General features: G+C 62.9%; 4 protein-coding genes. 2 read left to right on the top strand and 2 right to left on the bottom strand.

All coding sequences use genetic code 11. The annotated features are described in order from the left end of the window. Positions 1–213, bottom strand: a 213-nt coding sequence (locus tag ACTS2Z_RS14110) for a MerR family transcriptional regulator (RefSeq protein WP_442573839.1), incomplete at its 3' end; no start/stop codon positions are given. 106 nt (positions 214–319) lie between these two features. Between ACTS2Z_RS14110 and ACTS2Z_RS14105 the strand changes: the two genes are divergently transcribed. Continuing rightward, positions 320–2,176, top strand: a complete 1,857-nt coding sequence (locus ACTS2Z_RS14105; protein WP_442573838.1) for an ABC transporter ATP-binding protein — start codon at positions 320–322, stop codon at positions 2,174–2,176. Positions 2,177–2,392: 216 nt separating this feature from the next. Here the strand turns inward: ACTS2Z_RS14105 and ndk are convergent, their stop codons facing one another. Further along, entirely contained in the window at positions 2,393–2,815 is a 423-nt protein-coding gene (gene ndk / locus ACTS2Z_RS14100) for a nucleoside-diphosphate kinase (RefSeq protein WP_442573837.1), read from the bottom strand. Between the two features lie 99 nt (positions 2,816–2,914). On the opposite strand from ndk, the gene ACTS2Z_RS14095 reads away from it, so the two are divergent. Further along, on the top strand, positions 2,915–3,198 hold a 284-nt coding region (locus ACTS2Z_RS14095), incomplete at its 3' end, for an ATP-binding cassette domain-containing protein (RefSeq protein WP_442573840.1).

Raw genomic sequence — 3,198 nt, 5'->3', positions numbered from 1 at the left:
CAGAGGCAGGCCGGCGCGCTGCGCCACGCGGATCACGGCCACCCGGCGCAACATGTCGCGGCCATAGCGGCGCTGATTGCCGCCGGTACGCGTGCTGGCGATCAGCCCCTTTGTCTCGTAAAAGTGCAATGTAGATGCGTTAACACCGGCGCGGGCCGCCAGCTCACCCACGCTCAATCCCCCGGCATGCGCCTTCCTCGTTGATCCGGCCATGTCATTTTCCTTTGACCTCAATATTGGTTGAGGTTCTAGACCGGCGCCCTGCCAGCTTGCAATGGCAAGCCAGCTCCGCCCGTCTCATGATCAGAGTCCGATACCCATGTTCAGATTTTTCGAATCCCGCGTTGATCCGTTTCCCGCGACCGAGCCGGAAGCGCCGCCAAAAAGCCTTCTGGGTTTCATTGCCTATTACACCCGGCCGGTCCTGCCCTGGCTGATCACGCTCTCGGTTCTCACTGCCATCCTGTCGGTGTTCGAGGTGGTGTTCCTGGGCTTTCTCGGCACGCTGGTCGACTGGCTAGCCGAAGCCGATCGCGAGACGCTGTTTGACGAACACGGTGCCGGATTGCTGGCCATGGCGGCCTTTGTCCTGATCGGGTTTCCGGTGCTGGTATTGTTCAACTCGCTGATCACGCACCAGACGATTTTCGGCAATTTCCCGATGCTCGCCCGCTGGCTGACGCACCGCTACATCCTTGGCCAGTCCATGGGTTTCTTCCAGGACGAGTTCGCCGGGCGGGTCAGCCAGAAAGTCATGCAGACCGCGCTCGCGGTACGTGAAACGGTGATGAAGGTGCTCGACATCTTCGTCTATGTGGCCGTCTATTTCGTCGGCGCGCTGGTGCTGGTGGGCGGGGCGGAGCCTTTCCTGATGATCCCGCTGGTGCTCTGGCTTGGCGGCTATCTCTGGCTGCTCTTCCACTTCATCCCGCGCCTTCGCGACGTGTCCATGGCGCAGGCCGATGCCAGAGCGGAAATGACCGGACGCATCGTCGACAGCTACACCAATATCCAGACCATCAAGCTGTTTGCCCACGCCCGCCGCGAGGAGGCTTATGCCCGCGATGCGATGAGCGGCTTCATGGGTACGGTCTACAAGCAGATGCGGCTGGTGACCGGCCTCTATACCCTGCTGCAGACCCTCAATGCCGCCCTTCTGGTGACCGTGACCGCCTCCACCATCATCGCGTGGCAGATGGGGCTGGTCGGGCTTGGCGTGATCGCCGTCGCGGTCGCCATCGTCATGCGCATCCGGGCCATGTCGGACTGGATATTGTGGGAGACCGCAGGCCTGTTTGAAGCGATCGGCACCATTCAGGACGGCATCAACACCATCGCCCAGCCACAGGCCATCACCGACAGGCCGGACGCCAAGCCGCTCCTCGTATCCAGCGGCGCCATACGTTTCGAGAACATCACCTTCCACTATGGCAAGGAAAGCGGCGTTATTGACGGCCTCAGCCTCGACATTGCGCCGGGCGAGAAGATTGGTCTGGTCGGGCGCTCCGGTGTCGGCAAGTCGACGCTGGTAAACTTGCTCCTGCGCTTCTACGAGCTGGAGGGCGGGCGCATCAGCATAGATGGCCAGGATATTGCCGGCGTCAGCCAGGACTCCCTGCGCCAGCAGATCGGCATGGTCACACAGGACACCTCGCTCCTGCACCGCTCCATCCGTGACAATATCGCCTACGGCTCTCGCGATGCCGACGACGCGGCGATTCTGCAAGCCGCCCGGCGCGCGCAGGCCGACAGCTTCATCCCCGACCTGACCGACAGTGACGGGAGAACGGGCTATGACGCCCATGTCGGCGAGCGCGGCGTGAAGCTCTCCGGCGGTCAGCGCCAGCGCATCGCGATTGCGCGCATCCTGCTGAAGAACGCTCCGATCCTCGTGCTGGACGAGGCAACCTCCGCGCTCGATTCCGAGGCTGAGGCTGCTATCCAGGAACAGCTCTACCAGCTGATGGAGGGCAAGACCGTTATCGCCATCGCGCACCGGCTTTCCACCATCGCCATGCTGGACCGGCTGGTGGTGATGGACGCAGGCCGCATCATCGAACAGGGCAGCCATGATGAGTTGCTGGCCAAAGACGGCGTCTATGCCCAGCTCTGGAAGCGCCAGTCTGGCGGGTTCCTGAACGTGGACGGGCCGGACGTCTCGGTGGCGGCGAAGTAGCGTCGTCGCTCAGCGCCGTTTTCTCCCCCCGTTTACGGGGGGAGTGCCGCGAAGCGCCGAGGGGGGGAATGTTCCGAATAGCCCCGCCTCCGTCAGCTGCGCTGACACCTCCCCCGTAAACGGGGGAGGAAAAGAAGCCACCAGACTGCGGAACAGACCCAACAAAAAAGCCCGGCGTTTCCGCCGGGCTTTTCATGTCTCGAGAGCGAGAAGGGGTTAGCCCACCAGCTCCAGGCCGGAGAAGAAGAAGGCAATCTCTTCGGCGGCCGTCTCCGGGGCATCAGAGCCGTGCACGGAGTTGGCTTCGATGGACTCGGCAAACACCTTGCGGATCGTGCCCTCGTCGGCATTGGCCGGGTTGGTGGCGCCCATGACGGTGCGGTATTTCGCAATGGCGTCTTCGCCTTCGAGCACCTGAACCACGACCGGGCCGGAAATCATGAAGGAGACCAGATCGTTGAAGAACGGGCGTTCGCGGTGCACGCCGTAGAAGGTCTCGGCCTGTGCCTTGGTCATGTGGATACGCTTTTGCGCGATGATGCGCAGGCCCGCATCCTCGATCAGGGCGTTGATCTTGCCGGTGAGGTTACGCTTGGTCGCGTCGGGCTTGATGATGGAGAAAGTGCGTTGCAGCGCCATGGTTCCGGTATCCCTTTGGTGATGGCTGGGGAGGGTTGATTTGGCGCGGCTTATAGCGGCGCTTTCGCCGCCTCACAAGGCATGCTACGCGCCTTCCCCATGCTGCACATCAACGACCTCACCTACCGCATTGACGGGCGAATCCTGTTCGAGCAGGCAACGCTCTTCCTGCCGGCCAAGACCAAGATGGGCCTGGTCGGGCGCAACGGTACCGGCAAATCGACGCTCTTCCGCCTGATCCGCGGCGAGGCCAGCGCGGAAAGCGGCGATATCCGTATCCAGCCCGGTATGCGCATGGGCAGCGTAGAGCAGGAAGCCCCCGGCGGCCCGGTCTCCATCATCGACTTCGTGCTGGCCGCCGACACCGAGCGCGCGAGCCTGCT

This window comes from Glycocaulis sp., from assembly GCF_052168375.1.
Taxonomy (GTDB): Bacteria; Pseudomonadota; Alphaproteobacteria; order Caulobacterales; family Maricaulaceae; genus Glycocaulis.
This window is presented reverse-complemented; position numbering and strand designations above follow the sequence as displayed.

Bases quoted from the DNA above. Each gene is read 5' to 3' on its own strand.
- ACTS2Z_RS14105 (WP_442573838.1), top strand. From the start codon at position 320: ATGTTCAGATTTTTCGAATCCCGCGTTGATCCGTTTCCCGCGACCGAG.
- ndk (WP_442573837.1), bottom strand. From the start codon at position 2,815: ATGGCGCTGCAACGCACTTTCTCCATCATCAAGCCCGACGCGACCAAG.